A 23,315-nucleotide genomic window follows, 5' to 3' on the forward strand; every position below is an offset into this window, starting at 1 on the left:
GGGATTCTCCTTTCCCAAGGAATCCCATTGACCGGCCGACGGTTCCGAGATCGCGACCCGGCTACGTCGCCCCCTCGCGACGCTGGCCCTCGCGTTCGGCCCGCTCCTTCAGCTCCTCGTCGAGGCTGGCGGTGTCCCAGGATCCGGCGGCGTCGCCGGGACGCAGGCGGGCCAGGTCGGCGTTGAGCAGCTTATCCATGGTCTGGGCCGCGTCGCGCGAGGCCAGGATATAGGCCTCCTCCTGGCCCCAGACGGGACGCAGGTCCTCGAACGACTTGCGATCGTGGCGGCGGAAGATGCCGGCGGCGCGGTGGGCCCGGTGGGCGCGGTAGCCCAGCTTCTGCAGGGCGGTGGTCCCCAGGGCCAGGGCGGCCTCGAAGGTCTCGCGCTCGACCGCGTCAGCGCCGTTGGCCAGCAGGTCGTAGGCGTGGCGGCGGTCCCAGGCCCGGGCCAGGATCACCAGGTCGGGGAAGGCCTTGCGGGCGGTCTCGACCAGCTCGACGGTCTTCTCTCGGTCATCCAGGGCGACGATCAGCATCCGGGCCCGCTCGATGCCGGCGGCCCGCAGCAGGTCCATCCGCGTGGCGTCGCCATAGTGCACCCGGCGGCCGAAGCGGCGCAGCAGGTCGATCTGCTCGATGTCGCTGTCCAGCACGGTCGAGCGGAAGCCGTTGGCGGTCAGCAGGCGGCCGGTGATCTGGCCGAAGCGGCCGAAGCCGGCGATGATGATGTCCGGCTCGCCATCCTCGAAGTCGCCGGTGTCGGGGACCTGCTTGGGAATGGCCGCGTCGAACATCTGGGCGATCCGCTCGTAGAGGATCATCGCCACCGGGGTCAGGGCCATGGAGACGGCGACGGCGGCGGTCAGCAGCGCCGCCAGGGTCGCGCCGATCACCCCGGCCCCGACCGTGAAGCTGAGCAGAACGAAGGCGAACTCCCCGCCCTGGGCCAGAGCCGTGGCGACGGCGGCCGCGCCCCGGGCCGGAGCCCCGAACAGCCGCGCCAGGCCGAACATCACCGCGAACTTCAGCACCATCAGTCCCAGCACCAGGCCGATCAGCACCAGGGGCTGGCTGGCCACCAGCTTCAGGTCGATGCCGGCCCCGACGGTAATGAAGAACAGGCCCAGCAGCAGGCCGCGGAACGGCTCGATGTCGGTTTCCAGTTCGCGGCGGAACTCGCTCTCGGCCAGCACCACCCCGGCCAGGAAGGCGCCGAGGGCCGGCGACAGGCCGACGGTCTGCATGATGCTGGCCACCCCGACCACGATCAGCAGGGCCGCGGCGGTGAAGATCTCGCGCAGGCGGGCCTCGGCGATGAAGCGGAAGATCGGCCGCACCAGGTAGCGGCCGCCGCCGACCACCGCGCCGACGGCGACGAGCACCGCCAGGCCCTGGGCCCAGGGCGGCAGGTGGGCGACCAGGCTGGGGCCGCCATGGCCGGCGGCCTCGGCGTGGACCGGCGGAGCAATGGTCGCCAGGGTCGGCAGCAGGGCGAACATCGGGATCACCGCCAGGTCTTGCAGCAGCAGGATCCCGAACGCCGCGCGCCCGACGGGCCCTTGCCGGAGGCCCTTTTCGTCGAGAGTCTGCAGCACGATGGCTGTGGACGACATGGCCAGCACCATGCCGACGGCCAGGGCCGTCTGCCAGGGCAGGCCCAGCAGCATCGAGACGCCGGCGATGGCCAGCGAGGTGCCGACCACCTGGGCGCCGCCGAAGCCGAAGATCGCCTTGCGCATGTCCCACAGGGTGGAGGGCTGGACCTCCAGCCCGATCAGGAACAGCAGGATCACCACGCCGAACTCGGCGAACTTCATCACGTCGGTCTGCTGGCCGACCAGCGACAGGGCGAACGGCCCGATCACCACCCCGGCGATCAGGTAGCCCAGCACCGAGCCCAGGCCCAGGCGCTTGGCGATCGGCACGGAGATGACGGCGGCGCCGAGATAGACCAGGGCTTGCAGCAGGAAAGGCATCAGTCGGTCATTCCCTCGATCGGCGCGGCGGTCTTGTCATTTTGCCCGTTCATCCTCACGCCCCCAGCTCGGCGTCGGCCGGGGCGGCCAGCAGCGAGGCGATGCGGGCGCGGTAGCGCTGGGCCTCGGCCTTCAGCTCCTCGTCGTCCTTGGTCGCCGCCCCGTGGACCACGAAGGGCGTCTCCCAGACCATGCCGCACAGATAGGCGGTCTGCTCCAGCGGGCGCAGGAATTCGTCCATCGAAAAGCGGTTGTAGCCATGGGCGTGATAGGCCTTGGCCGCCCCGCCGGTGGTGCAGGCGGCGAACAGGCGCTTGCCGGCCAGGGCGTTGCCTTCCAGGCCGTAGGCGAAACCGTGCAGCCAGACCAGGTCGAACCATTCCTTCAGCAGGGCCGGGGTCGAGTACCAGTAGAGCGGGAACTGCACGGCGATCACGTCGTGGGCCAGCAGCTTCTCCTGCTCGGCCTCGATGTCGATCGCGAAGTCCGGATAGGTCTCGTAGAGGTCGTGGAAGGTGACCCCGTCCAGCCCCTTGGCCGCCTTGGCCAGGGCGCGGTTGGCGCGCGAGCGTTCAAGCGCGGGATGGGCCAGGGTCAGCAGCACGCCCGAGGTGGCGGGCGCCTCGGTCCCGGTGGTAGCTTCCCCTGCGTCAGTCTGATCGGTCACGCCGCTGCTCCACGCATCGAAATTTTATTCATCAAGGGTTGAATTTCTCCGGCCGGCGGCTCAGAGCAGTCGGCGAACGTCGCTCCGGGAGGAACCATGGTCGACAAGGTCAAGTCCACAGCCGCCGAGGCGCTGGCGGGTCTTTTATTCGATGGCATGACCATCATGGCCGGCGGTTTCGGCCTGTGCGGCATTCCCGAGAACCTGATCGCGGCGATCCGCGAGACGGGGACGAAGGACCTCACGGTCATCTCCAACAATTGCGGCGTCGACGGCTTCGGCCTGGGGATCTTGCTGGAGAACCGCCAGATCAAGAAGATGGTCTCGTCCTATGTGGGCGAGAACAAGCTGTTCGAACAGCTCTACCTCAGCGGCGAGCTGGAACTGGAGTTCAATCCGCAGGGCACCCTGGCCGAGCGCATCCGGGCCGGCGGCGCCGGCATCCCCGCCTTCTTCACCCGCACCGGCTACGGCACCCTGGTGTCCGAGGGCAAGGAGACCCGCGAGTTCGACGGCGAGATGTACGTGATGGAGCGCGGCCTGACCGCCGACCTGGCGATCGTCAAGGCCTGGAAGGCCGACGCCGAAGGCAACCTCGTCTACCGCAAGACCGCCCGCAACTTCAATCCAATGATGGCCACGGCCGGCAAGGCCACGGTCGTCGAGGTGGAGGAGATCGTGCCGATCGGGGCGCTCGACAAGGACGCTATTCACACGCCCGGCATCTATGTCGACCGCCTGATCAAGGGCGCGAAATTCGAGAAGCGGATCGAGCGCGTCACCACCCGTCCTCGAGACGAGAAGATTGGGGAGCAAGCATGATGGCCTGGACGCGCGACCAGATGGCCGAACGGGCGGCCCGGGAGCTGCGGGACGGCTTCTACGTGAACCTGGGCATCGGCATCCCGACCCTGGTGGCCAACTACATCCCAGAGGGCATGAGCGTGACGCTGCAGAGCGAGAACGGCATGCTGGGCATGGGCCCCTTCCCCTATGAGGGCGAGGAAGACGCCGACCTGATCAACGCCGGCAAGCAGACGATCACCGAGCTGGATTCGAGCTCGTACTTCTCGTCGGCCGACAGCTTCGCCATGATCCGCGGCGGCCACATCGCCCTGTCGATCCTGGGCGGCATGCAGGTGGCCGAAAACGGCGATCTCGCCAACTGGATGGTGCCCGGCAAGATGGTCAAGGGCATGGGCGGGGCCATGGACCTGGTGGCCGGCGTCAAGCGGGTGGTGGTGGTCATGGACCACTGCGAAAAGTCCGGCGCCCCCAAGCTGCTGAAGCGATGCTCGCTGCCGCTGACCGGGGCGGGCGTGGTCGACCTGCTGATCACCGAGCTGGGCGTGTTCGAGATCAACCGCGGCAAGACGCCGGTCCGGCTGGTTGAGCTGGCCCCCGGCGTGACCGTGGACGAGGTCAGGGCCAAGACCGAGGCGGCGTTTGAGGTGGGGGTTTAGGCGGCTCACGCTCTTCCCCCTCCGGGGGAAGACGGCCGAAGGCCAGTAGGGGGCAAGTGTTCGCCGTCGCTCACCTCCCCGGATCCTTCCACGGCGTGTCCGGCGGCAGACCCGTCACCGGGTCGCGCGGCACGGGCGCGAAGCCCTGGGCGATGAACAGGTCGGTCCTGCGCGAGCGCTTCCGATCCAGCCGTACGCTGACGATCTGCAGGTCGGACGTCGCCCGGAAGTCCTGCTGGATCTTGCCGCGATAGACGCCGTCCAGGCTGGCGATCAGGGCCCGGCGGCCCAGGACGGCGTCCAGGGGAGCCTCGACCTCGGCCTGGTTGCGAGGCGCGATCTCGTGCACCCACATCCGCAGCGGCGGCGCGGCCGGCGTGCCGAAATAGTCGCGGCCGTAGTAGGCGGCCACGTTGTAGAGGAAGCGGTCATCGACGGCGACGGCGGTCAGGCCGCCGCGCAGGGCCTGCTCCTCGCGCGAGCGGTCGATGATCGCCTGCACCGTCTGGTCCCAGCCGCGGGCCCGCTTGAAGGCGTTGGCCATGCCCATGGCCTCGGCCGTGCGCGGCGAGATCACCCAGGCCAGGAACACCGCCGCCAGCACCGCCTGCAGGGCCAGTCCGCCGACCAGCCAGCGGCGGGCCTCCCAGCGCAGCAGCCAGGCGGCGACCAGCGCCGAGCCGGCGACATAGGCCGCGCCGGCCCAGTTGGCGTTGGCCCGCGACACGAAGGCCTGGGCCGCCACCGTGGCCAGGGGCGGCAAGGCGAAGCACAGCAGCATGACGTCGGCCGGGGCCAGCCGCCTACGCACCGCCAGCAGCACCGCGCCGCCGCCCAGCACGCCGAACGGCACGGGACCGAACACCCCGAACTGCGAACCGACGAACTGGACCAGCTCCATCGGGTTGAACAGCTTGCCGGCCTTCCAGTTGGCGTTGGCGGCCGTATGCTCCAGCGTGGAGAAGTGGTGCTGGTAGTTCCAGATCATATTGGGGGCGAAGACCGCCAGCAGGGTGGCGAAGAAGGCGACCGCCATGGCCGGGGTCCAGGCCCGCCGGGCCTCGCGCGACAGGACCAGGTGCGCCCCCAGGCTGGCCAGGGCGTAGATCGCCGCGTACTTGGACAGGAACGCCAGGCCCAGGGCCGCCCCCATACCGGCCGCCACCCAGATCCGGGCGCGGGGCGAGGCGTCGGGCAGGGCGACGCAGGCCCAGATCATCAAGGCCAGGAAGAACAGCAGCGGGGTGTCGGTGGTGATCAGCACCGACGACAGCTGGATCCCCGGCATCAGGCTGAAGATCGCCGCCGCCGCCGCCCCGACCCAGCTTCCGCCCCACTCGGCGCCGTAGAGCCGCGTGGCGATGCGCGCGATCACCAGGGCCGTGCCGGCGTTGATCAGCGGCGAGCCGATGCGCAGCCAGGCCTCGGCGTCGCCGCCGATATGGGTGGTCGCCCAGATCAGCCAGGCGATCACGGGCGGCTTGGAGAAATAGCCGAAAGCCAGGTGACGCGACCACAGCCAGTACTGGGCTTCGTCCGGGTACAGCTCCAGCGGGGTGACGAACAGGGCCACAACCCGCAGAACCGTCAGAACCCCGACCAAGATCAGCGTCAGCCGCCAGATTCGCGCCCGCGACGCCTGCGCCGTTTCATCAAGGGCCACGCTGATTTCTCCCGCATAAGTAAGAGGACGCTGACTAAATCTTCCGCAAGCGGCGTCGCTGTGGCGGGTTTATCGGCGATCGTGGCCTTTCCGTCACCAAACCTTCTAAATAGGTCGCTAAACAACCCCACAATGAGTGGTCCGACGGGGTTCATGCGCCCCGTCGCGATCCGAACGAGGGGACTAGATTAAAATGATGACGAAAAAGCTCGCCTGCCTGGCGTCGACCGCCCTGGTCGGCTGCCTGCTCAGCGCCACCGCCGCCATGGCCCAGTCGACCGGTACGGACGCCGTCGAACAGGTCGTGGTCACCGCCGCGGGTCAGCGGAACCAGAACGGCGCGATTGTTCAGCAAGTCGTGCCGAAATCGCGTTCGACCATCACCCAGGAATTCATCGCCCGCCAGGTGCCAGGCCAGACGATTCTGGACTCGCTGAACCTGCTGCCCGGCGTCAACTTCACCAACAATGACGCCTATGGCTCGGCCGGCGGCGACATCACCATCCGCGGCTTCGACTCGCAACGCATCGCCCTGCTGCAGGACGGCGTTCCGCTGAACGACAGCGGCAACTACGCCATCTATCCGAACCAGCAGCTGGATTCGGAGCTGATCGCCAAGGTCGACGTCAACACCGGCACCACCGACGTCGACAGCCCCACGGCCGCGGCGGCCGGCGGCACCATCAACTACGTGACGCGCAAGCCCGCCGAGGAGTTCGGCGGCGTGATCGAAGCCCAGGCCGGCGACGGCAACTTCCGCCGCTTCTTCGGCGTAATCGACACCGGCAAGGTCGGCCCGTTCGGCACCAGCGCCTGGTTCAGCTACGCCGACGCGATCAACGACGTGTTCAACGGCCCGGGCAAGATCCACAAGAAACAGTACAACGCGCGGATCTATCAGCCGATCGGCGACAACGGCGACTTCGTCAGCCTGATCTTCAACTACAACGAAAACCGCAACAACTTCATCAACCGCATGTCGCTGGCCGCCTTCCAGGCCGGCACCGGCGTCGGCTACAGCCGCGCCACCTGCGCCCGTCCGACCCCGGTGGCCGGCACGGCCCAGATCGATGTCAACGCGGGCACCTGCTACAAGTACAACATCAACCCGTCGAACACGGGCAACATCCGCGGCCAGTCGCTGTTCCACATCGGCGACAACTTCATCCTGACCGTCGACCCGTCGTTCCAGTATGTGCTGGCCAACGGCGGCGGTCGCGGCCTGTTCAACGAGAGCGGCAACGGCACGGGCAGCGGCATCATCCGCGGCAGCGCCCTGACCGGGGGCCTGGACCTGAACGGCGACGGCGACATCCTCGACACCGTCCTGCTGTACGCGCCGAACACGACCAACACCCGCCGCTACGGCCTGACGTCGTCGCTGATCTGGAAGTTCGCCGACAATCAGAGCTTCCGCGTCGCCTACACCTTCGACGAAGCCCACCACCGCCAGACCGGCGAATATACGACGTTCAGCGGCGACACGACGCCGAACGACGTGTTCGGCGGCAAGGACGGCTACGGCAAGTCGATCAAGCTGTCGGACGGCAGCATCCTGCGCAAGCGCGACCGCGTCTCGGTCGCCACCTTGAACCAGATCTCGGCCGAATATCGCGGCAAGTTCATGGACGACAAGGTCCTGCTGAACGTCGGCCTGCGGGCGCCGTTCCTCAAGCGCGAATTGCATAACTTCTGCTATCAGGCCGACACCTTCACGGCCTACTGCACCAACCAGACCCCGACGGCCGTGGCGGGCAGCAACGACGGCGCCGGCCAGACCCTGGTCACCCTGCCGGGTCAAGGCGCGACCCAATATGGTCGTCCGCGCGAGTTCACCCGCAAGTACGACAAGGTCCTGCCGAACATCGCCGCCAGCTACAACCTGACCGACCACCAGTCGGTCTACGCCAGCTACGCCGAGACCCTGTCGGCGCCGCGCACCGACGACCTGTACGACAAGAAGCTGACCAGCCCGAAAGCCGAAACCACCCAGGCTTACGACGTCGGTTATCGCTTCCAGTCGCCGACCGTCATGCTGGCCGCTTCGGTCTACTACACCAGCTTCCAGAACCGCATCGAGCGCGCCTTCAACGAGCAGGACAACATCGCCTTCTCGGTCAATGTCGGCGACGTCAAGCTGAAGGGCTTCGACGCCCAGTTCGGCTTCAAGCCGGAAGACTACATCAGCTTCTACGCCTCGTTCTCGTATGCGGACTCGGAACTGCAGGAAAACATCCCCGGCACCGCGCTGGGCACCCTGCTGCTGACCAAGGGCAAGGAGCTCTACGAAGCGCCGAAGTACCAAGCCGTCGGTCGCGTGGACTGGGACATCACCGAGGCGCTCAGCCTCGGCGTTCAGGCCAAGTACGTCGGCGAGCGCTGGACCAACCTGGTCAACACCGAAAAGGTGCCGCACTACGCCCTGCTGGACATGGACGCCCGCTACAAGCTGGACGGCTTCGGCCTGAAGGACACCTACGTCCAGATCAACGTGAAGAACCTGGCCAACGAGAAGTACCTCGGCGACCTGGCTGTGAACCCGTCGGGCACGGGCCTGGGCCAGCCGGGCTATCCGCGCACGGCCAGCATCACCCTGCACGCCGCGTTCTAAGCGCGGCGTACGGCGGACTTGAGAACGGGGGCGGCCTGGAAACGGGCCGCCCTTTTTCTTTTGTCGCACCTTCTTGCTAGAAGGGCGGCTTGACCCCGGGGCCGTCCCGGCCCATTTGCGCCTCCCGTTTCGATCCAGGTTTTCGCCATGACCCCGACCGTTCCCGCCGAGTGGGCTCCGCACCGCGCCATGTGGGTGGGTTTCCCCAGCCATGCCGAGCTCTGGCAGGAAGATCTCGACCAGGCCCAGAACGAGGTCGCCGCCCTGGCGCGCGCCCTGGCCGGTCCCGGCGGCGAGCGCGTGCGCCTGATGGTGGTCGGCGACGAGGCCGAGGCCGCGGCCCGCGCCCGCCTGTCCGACACCTCCGTCGAGATCGTCCGCGGCCAGTTCGGCGACATCTGGCTGCGCGACACCGGCCCGATCTTCGTCGAGACCGCCGGCGGCGCGGTGGCGGCCGGCTTCAAATTCAACGGCTGGGGCGGCAAGTACCAGCTGGAGGGCGACGACATCGTCGCCGAGCAGATCGCCGCGGCCAGCGGCGCCCCCCTGGCCCGCAACGCCTTCGTCCTGGAGGGCGGGGCGCTGGACCATGACGGGGCCGGCACGGTCCTGACCACCCGCCAGTGCCTGCTGAACGAAAACCGCAACGGCGACTGGGACGAGGCCAGGGCCAGCGCCGCCCTGGCCGCCGCCCTGGGCGCCAAAAAGGTGCTGTGGCTGGGCGACGGCCTGCTGAACGACCACACCGACGGCCATGTCGACAACCTGGCCCGCTTCGTCGCGCCGGGCGTGGTCGCCTGCCCGATGGCGTTCGGAACCGACGACCCCAACGCCGAGGTCTATGCCGAGACCGCCCGGGCTCTGGCCTCGATGACCGACAGCCGCGGCTCGCCCCTGCAGGTGGTGCGCATCCCCTCGCCCGGCCGCATCATCGATGAGGACGGCGAGATCATCCCCGCCTCGCACATGAACTTCCTGATCGCCAACGAGGCGGTGATCGTGCCGATCTACGCCGAGGAGTCTGGCGCCTTCGCCGTCGAGGTGATCCGCGGCCTGTTCCCCGAACGCGATGTGATCGGCCTGGCCTCCACCGCCATCCTGACCGGCGGCGGCTCGTTCCATTGCATCAGCCAGCAGGAGCCCGGCGAATGAGCCGCACCCTCAGCGTCGCCGCGATCCAGACCGCGTACGGGATGGACCTGGCGGAGAATATCAAGAAGACCGAGCATTTCATCCGCGAGGCCGCCGCCAAGGGCGCCCAGGTGATCCTGCCGTCCGAGCTGTTCCAGGGGCCGTATTTCTGCGTCGCCCAGGAGGAGCGGTGGTTCGCGGAAGCCCATCCGTGGCGCGAGCACCCGGTGGTCAAGGCCATCGCTCCCCTGGCCGGCGAGCTGAGCGTGGTGATCCCGATCTCGATCTTCGAGAAGGAAGGCCCGCACTATTTCAACAGCCTGGTCATGGCCGACGCCGACGGAAGCCTGCTGGGCCTCTATCGCAAGAGCCACATCCCCGACGGCCCCGGCTATATGGAAAAGTACTACTTCCGGCCGGGCGACACGGGCTTCAAGGTCTGGGACACGCGCTTCGGTCGCCTGGGCGTCGGCATCTGCTGGGACCAGTGGTACCCCGAAGCCGCCCGCGCCATGGCCCTGATGGGCGCCGAGTGCCTGTTCTACCCCACCGCCATCGGCAGCGAGCCGCATGACCCCAGCCTGGACACCGCCCTGCCGTGGCGGCGGGCCATGCAGGGGCACGCGGTCAGCAACGTGATCCCGGTGGTCGGCGCCAACCGCATCGGCTTCGAGCGCTGGGACGGCTATCCCAACGGCGGCCAGACCTTCTACGGCTCATCGTTCGTCGCCGACCATCGCGGCGACCTGGTCAGCGAGCTGGGCCGGGCCGACGAGGGAATCGTCGAGGCGACCTTCGACCTGGACTTCCTGCAGACCCACCGCGCGGCCTGGGGCTTCTTCCGCGACCGCCGGCCGGAGTTCTACACGGCCCTGTCCAGCGGCCGCCCGGCCTGATCGCCGCGCCGGGCCCCTGGGACCGACGAGGGCCGCCTTAGTGGACTGCGGCGCTCTCGGTCGCCGCGCCCGCCCCGGCATGGAACATCCGGCCCTTCTCGGTGATCAGCACGGCCAGGAGCCCCGCGACGCCGAAGCCCGCGAAGCCCAGCGTCAGGGGCACGGTGGTGCCGTCGAACAGCTGGCCGATCCAGAAGCCGAACAGCGCCCCCCCGATCGTGGTGATGAAACCTTGCACCGAGGCGGCGGTGCCGGCCAGGTGGCCCAGCGGCTCCATGGCGATTGAGCCGAAGTTCGACATCACCAGGCCAAAGCAGAACATCATGCCCGCCTGCAGCAGCGAGAAGGTCCACAGGGTCTCATGGCCGCTCAGCGCGACCAGGGCGTGGACCGCCGCGAAGCCGATATAGCCCAGCAAGGCGACGTGCGAGACCAGCCGCATGCCCAGGCGGCCGACGATGCGCGAGTTGATCAGGGACGAGATCGCGATGCCGGCGGCGATGCCGGCAAAGATCAGCGGGAACGCCTTGCCCGCCCCCAGCACGTCGACGAACACCTGCTGGGCCGAGTTGAGGAAGCCGAACAGCCCGCCCAGCACCAGGGTGGCGGCCAGGGTGTAGCCGACGGCGATCCGGTTGGTCAGGCACTCCTTGAACGCCGCCAGCACCGGCGCGACCTCCAGGGGCACGCGGTCCTGCGGGTGCAGGGTTTCCGGCAGCTTGAGCCACGACCAGGCGATCACCGCCAGGCCGAAGATCGACAGGACGCCGAACACCCAGGGCCAGGGCGCGACCAGGAGGATGGCCTGGCCCACCGATGGGGCGATGATCGGCACGCCCAGGAAGACGATGAACGACAGCGACATCACCCTCGCCATCTGCCGGCCGCTGTAGCAGTCACGGACGATCGACACGGACAGCACCCGGGTGGCCGCCGCCCCGACCCCGCACAGGGCGCGGGCGGCCAGCAGCATCTCGAACGACGCGGCGAAGGCGCAGGCGGCCGCGAAAACGACGTAAAGCGACAGGCCAACCAGCAGCACCGGCTTGCGGCCATAGCGGTCGGCCAGCGGTCCGTAGGCGATCTGGGCCGCGCCGAAGCCCAGCAGGTAGGCGGTCAGGATCCACTGCCGATCGTTGTCGGCGGTCACGCCCAGAGCGTGGCCGATCTGGGGCATGGCGGGCAGCATCGAGTCGATGGCCAGGGCGTTGGTGGCCATCATCGCGGCGATCAAGGCGACGAACTGGCCAAAGCCCATGCCGGGATGCGGACCGGAATCAGGGCTTGGCGCGGCGGCAAGGGGACGGGACGACATGACGCTCTTCTTCACGGGCCGGGACGCCGAAGCGCCGGCGGGCGCGAGACGCTGTGGTCGCGATATAGGTCAGGCTCGCCCGCTCGCCAAACGGACTTCGCCTCAGGGGGCCATCTGGAACTGGATGCTCACCGTCTGATCGTCGCCGACCTTGGACGCGCCCTCCTGCGACTGGCCCACGCTGGCCACCCGCAGCAGGGGTTGCGAGCCGGGCTGTCCGGGCGGGGCGTTGCGCAGGGCGGCCAGGCCGGGCTGGGCGGCCGTCAGGGCCCGGTGGAAGGCCGCGGCGCGCTGCAGGGCCAGGGCGGCGGCCTGCTGCCCCTCGGCGCTGAAGGCGTCGAGATTGGTCTGGCTGGTGACGTTGACCACCGTCAGCTTCGCGCCGCCGGCACAGTCGGCGCCGGCCGGCACGCCGAAGCCCAGGCAGGGCAGCCGGCGCATGAGGGTCTGAGCGACCGCGCCGGCGATCCGCTGGCCGCCGGGCGAAAGATCGGCCGAGCCCGCGACGAAGAGCTGGTCGGCGCGGAAATTGAGCGAACCGCTCGCGGGATCGCCGGTGATCGGGGCGTTGGCGTCGCGCAGGTCCGCGTCCAGCCCCTGCATGAGCAGCTTCTGCGCATCGACCGCCGAGGCCGTCTGGGTCGAGGCCTGGGTCGGGGGGGAGAAGGCGAAGCAGCGTCGCTGGCCGGCCGCGCCCTGCCCGGTCTCCGACAAGGTCGTCTCGGGCACGCACAGCACCTGGGCCTTGTAGTCGATCTCGATGTCGGCGCTCTTGGGCGTCAGATTGGCGGCCGTCTGCAACAGGGCCGCCGTCTCCGGGTGCTTGGCCGTGGTCAGCTTGGCGGTGGTCGAGCGAAACTCGAAGGCGAAATAGCTGAGCATGATGATGAAGATGAAGATCACCCCCACCATCATGTCGGTCATCGAGACGTAGTAGCTTTCCCCCTCTTCGACATCGACCGTCCGGCCGCGCTTGCGCCGCATCAGGCCACGCCCCGGGGCGTGGCTGCGACCCGGGTCAGGGCCGCCTCGATGCGGCCCAGCACCGTCAGCTGCTCCAGCATCACCTTTTCCGGCGGCGCGAAGCGGACGCAGGCGTCCAGCAGGGCGAAGAAGTGGGCCTCCTGGGCCTCGATGGCCTGGCGCCGTCGCCGCGCCGCCAGGCGCAGGATGATCGAGGCCAGGACGCCGGCGATCGAGGTCCAGAATTTGGTGGCGGCGATGGTCAGCAGATTGATCAGGGCGCCCTGCATGGCCGCGCCGCCGCCGGTCATGGCCGAGGTCGCCTCGGTCAGGGCCGCCACGATGCCCATGAAGGTGATGACCAGGCCGATGGCGACCATGATGTTGGCCCACCATTCCAGGGTGCGGGCTGGGGTGTCGGCCAAGTCGAAGGCGTCGGCCGCGTGGATGGAAGCGGCCAGACGTCCATCTTCAGTCGGCGTCAACTGACTACGGTAGTGGGCCCAGCCGAGTTCCAGCACGGGATGGGCTACGCCGCCCAGCCGCTTGTCGATCGCCTCGAAGGCCTCGGCGAACGCCTTTTGGCGATCGTCCCGCAGGTCGTTCAGCAGGTCGGCGCGACGGCGCAGGTCGTCCATCAGCGGCACGTATTCGAAGTGGCCCGACTGGAAGATCAGCGCGACGGCGAAGACCAGGATGGCCGCCGCCATCAACAGGGCGGCGCCGGGCATGCCGAACACCGCGACCACGAACGACGTTACCGGATCGTGCATCTGAACCTTCGAATCCACTTCGAAGCCACATTACCCCCGGGTGAGGCGCGAATGGGGCGCAGCTTAGCCGTTGAAGGTGCGGATCGCGTCGATGATGCGCTGCTGATCGGCCTGCGGCAGGTACGGGTGCATCGGCAGGGCCAGCACTGTCTCGGCCTTGGCCTCGGTCACCGGCAGGCCGCCGGCCCCGCGCGGGAAGCCGGAATACGGGGCCTGCACGTGCATCGGGACAGGATAGTAGACCGCCGTCGGGATTCCTTGGGTCTTCAGGTGGGCGGCCAGGCCGTCGCGGTTCTCGTGCTCGATCACGTACTGGGCCCAGACCGACACGCCGCCGTCGATGACCTTGGGCGTGGCGATCACCGCGCCCTTCAGGCCTTCGGCGTAACGGTCGGCCACGATCTGGCGCAGCGCGATCTCCTCGGCGAAGATCGCCAGCTTCTCGATCAGGATCGCCGCCTGGAGGGTGTCCAGCCGCGAATTCATGCCGATGCGGGTGTTCAGGTATTTGGTGTCGTGGTCAAACGTGCGGCCGACCAGGTCAGGCGCCACGGCCTTGCCGTGCACCCGGAAGCTGTCCATCAGGTCCCATAGGCCCTGGTCGTCGGTCAGCACCGCCCCGCCGTCGCCGTAGCAGCCCAGCGGCTTGGCTGGGAAGAAGCTGGTGGTGGCCACGTCGGCCCAGTGCAGAGGATGCTTGCCGTCCAGGGTGCAGCCGAAGCCCTGGGCGCTGTCGGCGATCAGCTTCAGACCCTCGCGGTCGCAGATGGCCTTGATGGCTGGATAGTCGGCGGGCTGGCCGAACAGGTCGACGGCGATCACCACTCTCGGCGTCAGCCTTCCCTCGGCCTTCACCCCGGCGATCGCGGCTTCGAGCCTGACGGGATCCAGGTTGAAGGTGTCGGGCAGCACGTCGACGAACACCGGCGTGGCGCCGACCCACGGCACGACCTCGGGTGTCGCCGCGAAGGTGAAGGACGGGCAGAACACCGCGTCGCCGGGGCCCACGTCCCAGGCCATCAGCGGCAGGGCGATGGCGTCGGTGCCGTTGGCGCACGACAGGGCCAGCTGGGCCTGGCCGAACGCCGCCAGCCTGGCCTCAAACTCGCGGACCTGCGGGCCCATGACATAGGCGCCGCTGTCGAGGACGACGGCGATGGCGGCGTCGATCCTGGCGCGGATACGGCGCTGCTGCGCGGCGAGGTCGATGAAGGACATGCTCATGGCGGCGCTCTTAGAGGCGGATCGATCGAGGTTCGAGCCAATTGATGTAACCGAGTGTTTCCCCGGAGCGAAGCGGCGCCTTTGGCGGAACGCGGCGGACCCTGGTTCGTTGACGGCTCGTCGTTGACGGTTCGGGGCGGGGGCGCCATCGAGAGTTTCATGCAGACCAAGCCCAGCCTGATCCCCGCCGACACGTCCCTGCCCTCCCTGGCCAATGTGAAGGCCGACGAGACGATGTTCGGCCATTTCCTCGACTGGCTGGGCAGGCTGGCGGTGAACCTGGTCGTGGCCACCCTGATCCTGGTGGTCACCTTCTGGGTGGCCGGCTGGCTGGCGGGCGTGGCCAAGCGCGGCCTGGGCCGGATGCATCGCAACAATCCCGACCCGACCCTGGAAAGCTTCGTCTCCTCCTTGGTCCGCTACGCCATCGTCGCCGTCGGCCTGGTGGCGGTGCTGCAGCAGCTGGGCGTGCAGGCCACGTCTATCCTCGCCGTGCTGGGCGCGGCGTCCCTGGCCATCGGCCTGGCCTTGCAGGGCGCGCTGTCGAACGTAGCCGCCGGGGTGATGATCCTGCTGTTTCGGCCCTACAAGGTGGGCGACGTGATCGAGACCTCGACCCGCAACGGCACGGTCAAGTCGCTGGACCTTCTGTTCACCGAGATCGCCACGCCCGACAACGTCAAGGTGATGATCCCCAACAGCAAGGTGTTCGGCGACGTCATCCTCAACTACTCGACCCACCGCCATCGCCGGGCGGACGTGGTGTTCAAGGTGCCGCTGAAGACCGACCTGGTCACGGTGCTGCAGAAGATGCGCGAACGGGCCGAAGGCGATCCGCGGGTGCGCAAGGACCCCGCGCCGATGATCGAGGTGGTCGACCTCAGCGAAGCCTTCGCCCAGGCCGCCATCCGCGTCTGGACCGCCAAGGAGGACTACGGCCCGGTCAAGACCGACCTGATGCTGGCCGCCCACCTGTGGGCCGAGGACCCGACCCGCGTGCTGCCCCCGCCGAGGCCCTCGAAGGCGCCCGATCCGTCGCCGGCCATGCCCGGCGACGCCGAACATCACCTGTTCAGGCTGCCCCACCCCCGCCTAGGGCCTCTGAAAGGTCGGCGATCAGGTCCTCGCAGTCCTCGATCCCCACCGAAAGCCTGATCAGGGTGTCGGAGATGCCGAGGGCCGCGCGCTGATCGGCGGGGATCGAGGCGTGAGTCATGATGGCCGGATGCTCGATCAGGCTCTCCACCCCGCCCAGGCTTTCGGCCAGGGTGAACAGGCGTGTGCGCTCCAGAACCCGCCGGGCGGTGTTCACGTCGCCCTTCAGCTCGACCGAGATGATCCCGCCGAACCCGCCCTGCATCTGGCGGCGGGCCAGGTCGTGCTGCGGATGGCTGGGCAGGCCGGGATAGATCACCCGGGCCACGTCCTTGCGGGTCGACAGCCACTTGGCGATGGTCAAGGCGCTGTCGCAGGCCCGCTGCATGCGCAGGGCCAGGGTCTTGACCCCACGCAGGACCAGGAAGCTGTCGAACGGCCCCAGCACCGCCCCGACGGCGTTCTGCAGGAACCTCAGCTTGTCGGCGATCTCGGCGTTGTCGCCGACCACCGCCACCCCCGCCACGACGTCGGAGTGGCCGTTCAGGTACTTGGTGGCCGAGTGCATGACGATGTCGAAGCCCAGCTCCAGCGGCCGCTGGACGAACGGGCTGGCGAAAGTGTTGTCGGCCACGGTGATCAGGCCGTGCCTTTTCGCGAGCGCGGCGATGCCCGCCAGATCCGCCAGACGCAGCATGGGATTGGTCGGCGTCTCGACCCAGATCATCCTCGTGGCCGGCGTGATCGCCGCCTCGATGGCGGAGAGGTCGCCCATGTCGACGAAGCTGAAGGTCAGGCCGGCCGAACGCTTGCGCACCTTGTCGAACAGCCGGAACGAGCCGCCATAGAGGTCGTCGCTGGCGATCACGTGGGCGCCGCTGTCGAGGATCTCCAGGATCGTCGAGGCCGCCGCCAGACCCGAGGCGAAGGCGAACCCGGCCGTCCCGCTTTCCAGGTCGGCGATGCAGCGCTCGAACGCGAAGCGGGTGGGGTTGTGGCTGCGACTGTATTCGAAGCCCTTGTGCTCCCCGGGGCTGGACTGGACATAGGTCGAGGTCGCGTAGATCGGCACCATCACCGCCCCGGTGGTCGGATCGGGGAACTGGCCGCCATGGATCGTGCGGGTGGCGAAGGCCAGGCGGTTCTTGCCGGGGATGTCGGTCATGCGGGAGCTTTCAGGCTAGGCTTGGTTTTGCGGCAAGTTCTGAAGGATCGCCGGAAGATCCTGCGAACCGTGAAGTACGCGCATGATGATCGGTGGTCGGCGCGCGGCGTTGTAGATGGCGACATAGGGAAAGCCCAGGAGCGGTGCGAACCGGTAGGGGGCGCCGACAATCTCCGGTCGAGCCGTTCCAGTCTGCGGAAAATTCCCCAGCTGGGTCAGCAGCGCCGACATTTTCAACTGAAAGGTCCGCGCGGCGGCTTTGCTGTCCTTGGCGATAAATAGGGCGGCGGCCGCAACGTCACGTTGGGCTGGAACCGATAGGATCGCCCGGATCATCTATTCGGCGGCTTCGATGATGGCGTCCAGTTCAGCCATCATCTCGTCGTGAGTGACGAACTCGCCCCGATCGATCTCGGCCTCGATCGCTTCCAGCATCGCCATAAACCGGCGGCGCTCTTCGGCTTCCTGTAACAGGCGCAAACCTGAACGCACAACTTCGCTGACATTGTTGTAGCGACCCTCCGTCACGCAGTCCTTGGCGAACTTTTCAAGCGCCGGCGTCAGATGGACGTTCGTGGACATGGCGACCTCATGTCAAACCTTGACATAGAATGTGCTTCCTCGGATCGGGACGCAAGAGTTCACGCGCTGAGCCGCAGATGGTTGATCAGGTCCACCCGGGTGATCACCCCGACGAACTCGTCGCCGTCGCAGACCAGGGCCACCTCGTCGCGGTCGAAGACCTCCGGCAGGGCGTCGACGCCTTGCGTCGATTGCAGCGTGTTGACCGCCTTGGTCATGGCCTTGCCGACAGGGGTCTTGAACTTGGGTCCGCGGTCGTCGTCGGCCCCTTCGACGGCGGCCAGGATGTCGCTCTCGTCGAGGATGCCGACCAGCTTGCCATGGTCGACCACCGGCAGCTGGCTGATGTCGCTGCTGCGCATGCGGTTGTAGGCGGTCAGCAGGGTGTCGTCCGGCCCGATGGCCACCACCCCGCCGTCGGCGTAGCGCTTGGCGATCAGGTCGCGCAGGTCGCCGTGCAGCTCGCGCTGGTCGAAGCCGTGGGCGGCCAGCCACATGTCGTTGAACATCTTGGTCAGGTACTTGGCGCCGGTGTCGCAGACCAGGGTCACCACCCGCTTCGGCTCGGTCTGCTCGCGGCACCAGCGCAGCGCCGCCGCCAGCAGGGTGCCCGAGGACGAGCCCGCCAGCACGCCTTCCTTGCGCAGCAGCAGGCGGGCGGTGTCGACGCTCTCGCGGTCGCTGATCGAATAGGCCTTCCGCACGAAGTCCATCTGGGCGTTGGCCGGGATGAAGTCCTCGCCGATGCCCTCGACGATCCACGAGCCGGCCTCGCCATAGGTTCCGGTCGCCACGTAGTCGCAAAGGATCGACCCAACGGGATCGGCCAGCACCATCTGGGTCTTCGGCGAATGCTTGGCCATGAACCGGCCGATGCCCGTCAGGGTGCCGCCGGAGCCGACGCCGACCACCACCGCGTCGATGTCGCCGTCCATCTGCTCGAAGATCTCGGGGGCGGTCGTGGTCTCGTGGGCCATCGGATTGGCCGGGTTCTCGAACTGGTTGACATAGATCGCGCCGGGGATCGACTGGGCCAGGGTCTGGGCCATGTCCTGGTAGTATTCCGGGTGGCCCTTGCCGACGTCGCTGCGGGTCAGGCGTACGTCCACGCCCATGGCCCGCAGGTGCAGGATCTTCTCCCGCGCCATCTTGTCGGGCACCACCAGGATCAGCTTGTAGCCCTTCAGGGTCGCCACCTGGGCCAGGCCCAGGCCCGTATTGCCGGCCGTGGCCTCGATGATCGTACCGCCTGGCTTGAGGCTGCCATCGGCCTCGGCCGCATCGATCATCGAGCGGGCCACGCGATCCTTGATCGAGCCGCCGGGGTTCTGGTTCTCCAGCTTCAGGAACAGCCGGCACGGGCCAGTGTCGAGGTTGCGAACCTCGACCATCGGCGTGCGGCCGATCAGATCCAGCGCGGAACCGACGACCGGAGGAAGGGTGGATTTGGGGTCGTTCATGGCGCAACTCGGCGACAGAGAGAAATGATCTCCCTATCTATGCCCGTTTCGCGAAAGCGCAAACACCGTTACGCGAGCTTGACCGCAAGCGCTTGCGCCGCCTCAGGCCCCGCAGGCGGCGAGCCTGTCCAGCCGCCATTCGCGGGCGAACTTGCGGCCGACCCCGGCGTCCTCGAACACCACCTTGCGACGCTCGCCCGAAAGATCCGGAGCATTGTGGATCATCACGAACGGAAAGCCGTTGCGCGACAGGAAGGCCTGGACGAAGGCCGAGAAGCGCAGGGCTTCCTCGGCGGACGCGATGCAGATCTCGACGGCGATGTCGGCGGCGTTCATGGGCGCGCTCCCGGATGATTGCCAGGAGCCTAACGCACGAATTCGCAAATGCGAACGCTCTTCGCAGCTGCACAATAAAACGACCCCGGATCAAATCCGGGGTCGCGCGATAATCAGGCGGATCGCCCGCGTCTAGAGGATCGACTGCCCGGTCCCCGCCCAGTCCTTCAGGAACTGCTCCAGCCCCTTGTCGGTCAGGGGATGCTTGAACAGGTCGCCAAACACGGCCGGCGGGGTGGTAACCACGTCGGCGCCGACGATGGCCGCGTCCTTGACGTGGGCGACATTGCGCACCGAGGCGGCCAGGATCTCGGTCTCGTAGCCGTAGTTGTCGTAGATCGCGCGGATGTCGCGGATCAGGTCCATGCCGTCGAAGCCGTAGTCGTCCAGGCGGCCGATGAACGGCGAGACGTAGGTCGCGCCGGCCTTGGCGGCCAGCAGGGCCTGGGTCGGCGAGAAGCACAGGGTGACATTGGTCGAGATGCCTTCGCCGGCGAAGGCCGCGCAGGCGATCAGGCCGTCGCGGGTCAGCGGGATCTTGACGACCACGTTCGGGGCGATAGCGGCCAGCTTCTTGCCCTCGGCGATCATCGCCTCGTGCGTGGTCGCGGCGACCTCGGCGCTGATCGGGCCCGGCACCAGGTCGCAGATCTCGGCGATCACCTCAAGCATCGGGCGGCCGGCCTTGGCGATCAGGGTCGGATTGGTGGTCACCCCGTCCACCAGGCCGGTGGAGGCCAGGTCGGCGATGACCTTGGTGTCGGTGCTGTCGAGGAAGATTTGCATGGGTTTGGGCTTTGTTCCGGAGGTTTGAGTTCGTTTATCGGTCCCGCGATCCCGCGCCAAGGCCGGCGGCCGGAAAACGCTCGCCGAGGCTTTGGCGCAGGAAGGCCAGCAGGTCGCCGCCGGGGAACTTCAGTCCCTCGACGCCGGCCCGACGGGCGGCCTCGACGTCCGAGCCCTTGTCGCCGATCAGCACGGTTTCTTCCGGCGCCAGCGCCCACTCGGCCAACCCGCGCAGGATCATGCCCGGGTTGGGCTTGCGGTCGGGATGGTCGGGATGGCGGTAGCGATCCTCGACGGCGTCCGCGTGGTGGGGCGCGACATAGAAAGCGTCGATCCGCCCGCCCGCCTCGGCCAGTCCGGCCTGCAGAGCGTCGTGGAAAGCGTCGACCTGAGCTTCCGTAAAATAGCCGCGCGCCACGCCGGACTGGTTGGTGACCACCAGCACCTTCACGCCGGCCGCGTTCAGCGCCGCGACCGCCTCCCGGGCCCCTTCGATCCAGTCCAGCCGCTCGGGCTCGCAGACATAGCCGTGGTCGAGGTTCAGCACCCCGTCGCGATCGAGGAAGACGGCTTTCAGCGGCGCTTTTCCGGACATGCCCTGGCCTTACGCCAGGCCTCGCGACGCGACAAGGCGGCGGGCGGGCTTGGCGAACCCCGGCGGGACGGCCTAGAACGGCGAACCTTTCGAAACCGCCCCCGCCCTCCAAGGACCGCAGATGACCGACGACTTCGCCCGCCTTGTCCGCCTGCGCGACGACCTCAAGGCCTGGGCCCTGGAACAGGCCTTCCCGATCTGGTGGGAGGTCGGCGCCGACAGGGTCAACGGCGGCTTCTTCGAGAAGATCGCCCTGGACGGGACGCCGGTAGAGGCGCCGCGGCGGGCGCGGGTCCAGCCCCGGCAGATCTATTCGTACGCGGTGGCCGGCCTGCTGGGCTGGGACGGCCCGTGGAAGCAGGCGCTGGAACACGGCCTGGACTTCTATCTGAGCAAGTACCGCCGCCCCGACGGCTTCATGCGCACCCTGGTGGCCAGCGACGGCTCGCCGCTGGACGACAAGGTCGACCTCTACGACCAGGCCTTCGGCCTGTTCGGCCTGGCCATGGCCAGCTCGGTGCTGCCCGAACGCGCCGACCTGCCGGCTCTGGCGACCGGCTTGCGCGACGCGCTCTACGCGACGCTCAAACACCCCGTGGCGGGTTTCGAGGAAAGCGTCCCGCGCACCCTGCCGCTGCTGTCAAACCCGCACATGCACCTGTTCGAGGCCAGCCTCGCCTGGGTGGAGACCGGCGGCGATGGCCGGTGGCGGGCCATGGCCGACGAGATCGCGGAACTGGCGCTGAGCAAGTTCATCGACCCGAAGAGCGGCGGTCTTCGTGAATATTATGACGGCGACTGGAATCCGGCGCCCGGGATCGACGGTCGGATCATCGAGCCCGGCCACCAGTTCGAATGGGCCTGGCTGCTGCTGCGCTGGGGCAAACTGGCCGGCCGCGACGATGCGAAGAAGGCGGCGCTGCGGATGATCGAGATCGGCGAGGGCCCCGGCGTCGACCCCAAGCGCGGCGTGGCGATCTTCGCCTTGCTGGACGACATGAGCGTGCACGACGACATCGCCCGCCTCTGGGCCCAGACCGAACAGATCAAGGCCGGCGTCCTAGCGGCCCGGGTCACCGGCGACGCACGCTGGTGGGCCACGGCCGCCAACGGCGCCGAGGCGCTCCTGAAGTATTTCGACGTGCCGGTGAAGGGCCTGTGGCGCGACAAGCTGCGGGCGGACGGGACCTTCGTTGACGAAGCCGCGCCCGCCAGCTCGTTCTACCACATCGTCTGCGCGGTCCTGGAGCTGGACCAGGCGGTCAAAGCCACATCGTGACCAGCACAGCGCTGGTCGCCGCGGCGCGGACCAGGGTCGGCGAGTGCAGGTCCTCGCGGGCGCCGGCCGCATAGGTCGCACCTTCCGCGACCAGCTCTCCATCCAGAACCTGGATGGAGCTGGACGGCAGGCTGGCCACCGCGCCGGCTTCCAGACGCCAGATCTGGACCTCGGCCTTGGCCGACTTTGTCACCGGCTGACGCTCGACGCCGCCGCTTATGGCGATGGCGTGGCGATGGGCGATATCGCGGCCGCTGGCCTTGAGCACGTCAACGAGGGTCTTGACGCCCTGGGCGTCGTCGCGCCTGCAGACCAGCACCGCGTCGGGCTCGGCGACGATCAGCAGGTCCTCGACGCCGATCGTCCCGACGAAGGGCCCCGTGGACCGCGCCAGCACCCCCTTGGACCGGATCAGATGGACGTCGCCGCTGGCGGCGTTGCCTTCGGCGTCGCGGATCGAAGCTTCCCAGATCGCGTCCCAGGCGCCCAGATCGGACCAGGTAAAGGCGGCCGGCGCCACCGCGGCGCGGCTGGTGCGCTCCATGACCGCATAGTCCAGCGACTTCTTGGTGGTCCGGCCGAAGGCCTCTCGATCCAGGTGCAGCCGCACGCCGTCGCGCCGGCCGTCGCGCACCGACTCGATCGCGCCGTCGCGGATCGCCGGTTCGAAGATCGCCAGCTCGTCCAGCAGCGTCTTGGCCGTGAAGGCGAAGTTGCCGCTGTTCCAGTAGTAGCCATCCTCGATATAGGCCTTGGCCCTGGGCAGGTCGGGCTTTTCGACGAACGCCGCCACCGCCTTGACGCCGCCCGGCAGGGCGTCGCCCGGCTTGATGTAGCCGAACCCTGTCGCGGGCGAGGTCGGCTGCACGCCGAACGTGACGATCAAGCCGGTCTTGGACGCCTCGACCGCCACCAGCGCCGCCTCGCGGAACATCTCGGGTTCGGCGATGTGATGGTCGGCCGCCAGCATGAGCATCACCCCATCGGGCGACACCGAATGCACGTAGGCCGCGGCGGCGGCGACCGCCGGCGCGGAGTCCCGCGCCTCGGGCTCGATGATCACCGTCAGCTTGGCGCCCAGCTCCAAGGCCTGACGTTCGACCAACTCGGCCATGGCCTTGCCCGTGACCACCACGATCTCGTCTGCGCCCGGCAGGTCCGCAACCCGCAGAATGGTGTCCTGGAAGCTGGAACGATCGCCGATCAGCTTCAGGAACTGTTTGGGACGGTCGGCGCGCGAGGCTGGCCAAAGACGGGTTCCCGATCCTCCGCAAAGGATCACCGGATAGATAGCGGCCAAGACTCCCCCCAACAAAAAACTCAGTCGTTACAA

22 protein-coding genes are annotated in these 23,315 nt (G+C 68.1%); 7 read left to right on the plus strand and 15 right to left on the minus strand.

Features of this window, described 5'->3' with window-relative positions:
* Positions 1-61: 61 nt before the first annotated feature.
* The gene (locus tag EV278_RS22075) at positions 62-1,978 is read right to left on the minus strand and encodes a monovalent cation:proton antiporter-2 (CPA2) family protein (RefSeq protein WP_132096090.1); all 1,917 of its coding nucleotides are present in this window, start codon (positions 1,976-1,978) and stop codon (positions 62-64) included.
* Between the two features lie 55 nt (positions 1,979-2,033).
* A complete protein-coding gene (locus EV278_RS22080; RefSeq protein ID WP_132096093.1) occupies positions 2,034-2,645 on the minus strand; it encodes an NAD(P)H-dependent oxidoreductase in 612 nt (203 codons plus the stop codon).
* A 96-nt stretch (positions 2,646-2,741) separates the two neighbouring features.
* On the opposite strand from EV278_RS22080, the gene EV278_RS22085 reads away from it, so the two are divergent.
* Together EV278_RS22085 and EV278_RS22090 are read left to right on the plus strand one after the other, a co-directional pair.
* The gene (locus tag EV278_RS22085; protein WP_132096095.1) at positions 2,742-3,467 is read left to right on the plus strand and encodes a CoA transferase subunit A; all 726 of its coding nucleotides are present in this window, start codon (positions 2,742-2,744) and stop codon (positions 3,465-3,467) included.
* On the plus strand, positions 3,467-4,108 hold the full coding sequence (locus tag EV278_RS22090; RefSeq protein WP_132096139.1) for a 3-oxoacid CoA-transferase subunit B: 642 nt from the start codon (positions 3,467-3,469) through the stop codon (positions 4,106-4,108). The genes EV278_RS22085 and EV278_RS22090 overlap by 1 nt, the downstream gene beginning before the upstream one ends.
* 70 nt (positions 4,109-4,178) lie before the next feature.
* Here EV278_RS22090 and EV278_RS22095 read toward each other — a convergent pair whose 3' ends face one another.
* Positions 4,179-5,771, minus strand: coding sequence for a glycosyltransferase family 39 protein (locus EV278_RS22095; RefSeq protein ID WP_132096097.1), 1,593 nt, complete (start codon positions 5,769-5,771; stop codon positions 4,179-4,181).
* Positions 5,772-5,967: 196 nt separating this feature from the next.
* Here EV278_RS22095 and EV278_RS22100 point away from each other — a divergent pair, with 196 nt between their 5' ends.
* The 3 genes from EV278_RS22100 to aguB all read left to right on the plus strand — a co-directional run bounded on the left by EV278_RS22100 (position 5,968) and on the right by aguB (position 10,409).
* On the plus strand, positions 5,968-8,382 hold the full coding sequence (locus EV278_RS22100; RefSeq protein WP_132096099.1) for a TonB-dependent receptor: 2,415 nt from the start codon (positions 5,968-5,970) through the stop codon (positions 8,380-8,382).
* A 147-nt stretch (positions 8,383-8,529) separates the two neighbouring features.
* A complete protein-coding gene (locus tag EV278_RS22105; protein WP_132096101.1) occupies positions 8,530-9,534 on the plus strand; it encodes an agmatine deiminase family protein in 1,005 nt (334 codons plus the stop codon).
* The gene (gene aguB / locus EV278_RS22110; protein WP_132096103.1) at positions 9,531-10,409 is read left to right on the plus strand and encodes an N-carbamoylputrescine amidase; all 879 of its coding nucleotides are present in this window, start codon (positions 9,531-9,533) and stop codon (positions 10,407-10,409) included. The genes EV278_RS22105 and aguB overlap by 4 nt, the downstream gene beginning before the upstream one ends.
* Positions 10,410-10,446: 37 nt before the next feature.
* On the opposite strand, the gene EV278_RS22115 is transcribed toward aguB, so the two are convergent.
* From EV278_RS22115 to EV278_RS22130, 4 genes are all read right to left on the minus strand, one after another.
* The gene (locus tag EV278_RS22115; protein WP_132096141.1) at positions 10,447-11,667 is read right to left on the minus strand and encodes a multidrug effflux MFS transporter; all 1,221 of its coding nucleotides are present in this window, start codon (positions 11,665-11,667) and stop codon (positions 10,447-10,449) included.
* A 159-nt stretch (positions 11,668-11,826) separates the two neighbouring features.
* Positions 11,827-12,708, minus strand: coding sequence for a hypothetical protein (locus EV278_RS22120; protein WP_132096105.1), 882 nt, complete (start codon positions 12,706-12,708; stop codon positions 11,827-11,829).
* Positions 12,708-13,460, minus strand: a complete 753-nt coding sequence (locus EV278_RS22125) for a hypothetical protein (RefSeq protein WP_132096107.1) — start codon at positions 13,458-13,460, stop codon at positions 12,708-12,710. Before EV278_RS22125 ends, EV278_RS22120 begins: the two co-directional genes overlap by 1 nt.
* Before the next feature lie 63 nt (positions 13,461-13,523).
* Entirely contained in the window at positions 13,524-14,684 is a 1,161-nt protein-coding gene (locus EV278_RS22130) for a DegT/DnrJ/EryC1/StrS aminotransferase family protein (RefSeq protein WP_132096109.1), read from the minus strand.
* Positions 14,685-14,843: 159 nt separating this feature from the next.
* Here EV278_RS22130 and EV278_RS22135 point away from each other — a divergent pair, with 159 nt between their 5' ends.
* Entirely contained in the window at positions 14,844-15,839 is a 996-nt protein-coding gene (locus tag EV278_RS22135) for a mechanosensitive ion channel family protein (protein ID WP_132096111.1), read from the plus strand.
* Here the strand turns inward: EV278_RS22135 and EV278_RS22140 are convergent.
* The 7 genes from EV278_RS22140 to EV278_RS22170 all read right to left on the minus strand — a co-directional run bounded on the left by EV278_RS22140 (position 15,757) and on the right by EV278_RS22170 (position 20,703).
* On the minus strand, positions 15,757-16,944 hold the full coding sequence (locus tag EV278_RS22140; protein WP_132096113.1) for a PLP-dependent aspartate aminotransferase family protein: 1,188 nt from the start codon (positions 16,942-16,944) through the stop codon (positions 15,757-15,759). The genes EV278_RS22135 and EV278_RS22140 overlap by 83 nt on opposite strands.
* A gap of 15 nt (positions 16,945-16,959) precedes the next feature.
* On the minus strand, positions 16,960-17,280 hold the full coding sequence (locus EV278_RS22145) for a type II toxin-antitoxin system RelE/ParE family toxin (protein ID WP_132096115.1): 321 nt from the start codon (positions 17,278-17,280) through the stop codon (positions 16,960-16,962).
* Positions 17,281-17,526 (minus strand): type II toxin-antitoxin system ParD family antitoxin, encoded by a 246-nt coding sequence (locus tag EV278_RS22150; RefSeq protein ID WP_132096117.1) that lies wholly within the window; start codon positions 17,524-17,526, stop codon positions 17,281-17,283.
* Between the two features lie 59 nt (positions 17,527-17,585).
* The gene (locus EV278_RS22155; protein ID WP_132096119.1) at positions 17,586-18,986 is read right to left on the minus strand and encodes a cystathionine beta-synthase; all 1,401 of its coding nucleotides are present in this window, start codon (positions 18,984-18,986) and stop codon (positions 17,586-17,588) included.
* A 102-nt stretch (positions 18,987-19,088) separates the two neighbouring features.
* The gene (locus tag EV278_RS22160) at positions 19,089-19,322 is read right to left on the minus strand and encodes a hypothetical protein (protein WP_132096121.1); all 234 of its coding nucleotides are present in this window, start codon (positions 19,320-19,322) and stop codon (positions 19,089-19,091) included.
* 132 nt (positions 19,323-19,454) lie between these two features.
* The gene (fsa, locus tag EV278_RS22165; RefSeq protein ID WP_132096123.1) at positions 19,455-20,108 is read right to left on the minus strand and encodes a fructose-6-phosphate aldolase; all 654 of its coding nucleotides are present in this window, start codon (positions 20,106-20,108) and stop codon (positions 19,455-19,457) included.
* Between the two features lie 34 nt (positions 20,109-20,142).
* Positions 20,143-20,703, minus strand: a complete 561-nt coding sequence (locus EV278_RS22170; RefSeq protein WP_132096125.1) for an HAD family hydrolase — start codon at positions 20,701-20,703, stop codon at positions 20,143-20,145.
* Positions 20,704-20,824: 121 nt separating this feature from the next.
* On the opposite strand from EV278_RS22170, the gene EV278_RS22175 reads away from it, so the two are divergent.
* Complete coding sequence (locus EV278_RS22175) at positions 20,825-21,982, plus strand: AGE family epimerase/isomerase (RefSeq protein ID WP_132096127.1); 1,158 nt, start codon at positions 20,825-20,827, stop codon at positions 21,980-21,982.
* Here EV278_RS22175 and EV278_RS22180 read toward each other — a convergent pair.
* Positions 21,966-23,282 (minus strand): mannose-1-phosphate guanylyltransferase, encoded by a 1,317-nt coding sequence (locus tag EV278_RS22180; RefSeq protein WP_132096129.1) that lies wholly within the window; start codon positions 23,280-23,282, stop codon positions 21,966-21,968. The genes EV278_RS22175 and EV278_RS22180 overlap by 17 nt on opposite strands.
* Between the last annotated feature and the right edge of the window lie 33 nt (positions 23,283-23,315).

This window comes from Caulobacter sp. BK020 (genome assembly GCF_004342605.1).
Lineage (GTDB): Bacteria > Pseudomonadota > Alphaproteobacteria > Caulobacterales > Caulobacteraceae > Caulobacter.

What these genes read in the sequence shown, in the direction of transcription:
- fsa (WP_132096123.1), bottom strand. Translation starts at nt 20,108, where the DNA reads ATGCAAATCTTCCTCGACAGCACCGACACCAAGGTCATCGCCGACCTG.
- EV278_RS22120 (WP_132096105.1), bottom strand. Translation starts at nt 12,708, where the DNA reads ATGCGGCGCAAGCGCGGCCGGACGGTCGATGTCGAAGAGGGGGAAAGC.
- EV278_RS22130 (WP_132096109.1), bottom strand. Translation starts at nt 14,684, where the DNA reads ATGAGCATGTCCTTCATCGACCTCGCCGCGCAGCAGCGCCGTATCCGC.
- EV278_RS22140 (WP_132096113.1), bottom strand. Translation starts at nt 16,944, where the DNA reads ATGACCGACATCCCCGGCAAGAACCGCCTGGCCTTCGCCACCCGCACG.
- EV278_RS22075 (WP_132096090.1), bottom strand. Translation starts at nt 1,978, where the DNA reads ATGCCTTTCCTGCTGCAAGCCCTGGTCTATCTCGGCGCCGCCGTCATC.
- EV278_RS22175 (WP_132096127.1), top strand. Translation starts at nt 20,825, where the DNA reads ATGACCGACGACTTCGCCCGCCTTGTCCGCCTGCGCGACGACCTCAAG.
- EV278_RS22155 (WP_132096119.1), bottom strand. Translation starts at nt 18,986, where the DNA reads ATGAACGACCCCAAATCCACCCTTCCTCCGGTCGTCGGTTCCGCGCTG.
- EV278_RS22085 (WP_132096095.1), top strand. Translation starts at nt 2,742, where the DNA reads ATGGTCGACAAGGTCAAGTCCACAGCCGCCGAGGCGCTGGCGGGTCTT.
- EV278_RS22115 (WP_132096141.1), bottom strand. Translation starts at nt 11,667, where the DNA reads ATGGGCTTTGGCCAGTTCGTCGCCTTGATCGCCGCGATGATGGCCACC.
- EV278_RS22100 (WP_132096099.1), top strand. Translation starts at nt 5,968, where the DNA reads ATGACGAAAAAGCTCGCCTGCCTGGCGTCGACCGCCCTGGTCGGCTGC.
- EV278_RS22090 (WP_132096139.1), top strand. Translation starts at nt 3,467, where the DNA reads ATGGCCTGGACGCGCGACCAGATGGCCGAACGGGCGGCCCGGGAGCTG.
- aguB (WP_132096103.1), top strand. Translation starts at nt 9,531, where the DNA reads ATGAGCCGCACCCTCAGCGTCGCCGCGATCCAGACCGCGTACGGGATG.
- EV278_RS22145 (WP_132096115.1), bottom strand. Translation starts at nt 17,280, where the DNA reads ATGATCCGGGCGATCCTATCGGTTCCAGCCCAACGTGACGTTGCGGCC.
- EV278_RS22160 (WP_132096121.1), bottom strand. Translation starts at nt 19,322, where the DNA reads ATGAACGCCGCCGACATCGCCGTCGAGATCTGCATCGCGTCCGCCGAG.
- EV278_RS22105 (WP_132096101.1), top strand. Translation starts at nt 8,530, where the DNA reads ATGACCCCGACCGTTCCCGCCGAGTGGGCTCCGCACCGCGCCATGTGG.
- EV278_RS22125 (WP_132096107.1), bottom strand. Translation starts at nt 13,460, where the DNA reads ATGCACGATCCGGTAACGTCGTTCGTGGTCGCGGTGTTCGGCATGCCC.
- EV278_RS22150 (WP_132096117.1), bottom strand. Translation starts at nt 17,526, where the DNA reads ATGTCCACGAACGTCCATCTGACGCCGGCGCTTGAAAAGTTCGCCAAG.
- EV278_RS22170 (WP_132096125.1), bottom strand. Translation starts at nt 20,703, where the DNA reads ATGTCCGGAAAAGCGCCGCTGAAAGCCGTCTTCCTCGATCGCGACGGG.
- EV278_RS22135 (WP_132096111.1), top strand. Translation starts at nt 14,844, where the DNA reads ATGCAGACCAAGCCCAGCCTGATCCCCGCCGACACGTCCCTGCCCTCC.